This is a genomic window from Psychromonas sp. 14N.309.X.WAT.B.A12 (genome assembly GCF_030397575.1).
Classification (GTDB): domain Bacteria; phylum Pseudomonadota; class Gammaproteobacteria; order Enterobacterales; family Psychromonadaceae; genus Psychromonas.
In genome coordinates this window covers 1-540 of the sequence record NZ_JAPNXS010000038.1, presented here as the reverse complement: position 1 = coordinate 540, position 540 = coordinate 1, and the positions used below count along the sequence as shown (strand labels likewise).

Annotated in this window: 1 protein-coding gene; it reads left to right on the top strand. The window is 49.3% G+C overall.

Features of this window, described 5'->3' with window-relative positions:
- Positions 1–540 (top strand): hypothetical protein (locus tag OW492_RS16965; RefSeq protein ID WP_290041716.1); only part of this gene is annotated, 540 nt, incomplete at both ends.

Below are 540 nucleotides of genomic sequence, written 5' to 3'. Positions count from 1 at the left end.
CTATCACTAGCAGCAATGACTTTACTGAAGATGACGGCAGTGCCGTTGAAGGTGCAGTTGTTGCGACGTTCGAAACAACGGATGAAGACGGTGACGAGGTTACTGTTACCTTAAGCGATATCGTTAATTATGAAATCGTAGATGGCACGGTTGTGCTAACCGAAGCGGGCGCAGCACTGGTCAACAGTGGCGAAGAGCTACCTGAATTTACTTTGATTCCAAATGATGGCACGACTGACGGTGAAGCAGTTTCTGTTGAGCCAAGTGTAACTACGACGAATGATGCGCCAGAAATAACTATCACTAGCAGCAATGACTTTACTGAAGATGACGGCAGTGCCGTTGAAGGTGCCGTGGTTGCGACCTTCGAAACCTCAGATGAAGATGGCGATGATGTTACCGTTACCCTGAGCGATACAGTCAACTACGCGATCGTAGATGGCACGGTTGTCCTAACAGAAGCCGGTGCAGCGCTTGTAAACAGCGGTGAAGCATTACCAGAATTCACACTGACGCCTAATGACGGTACGGTGGACGGTG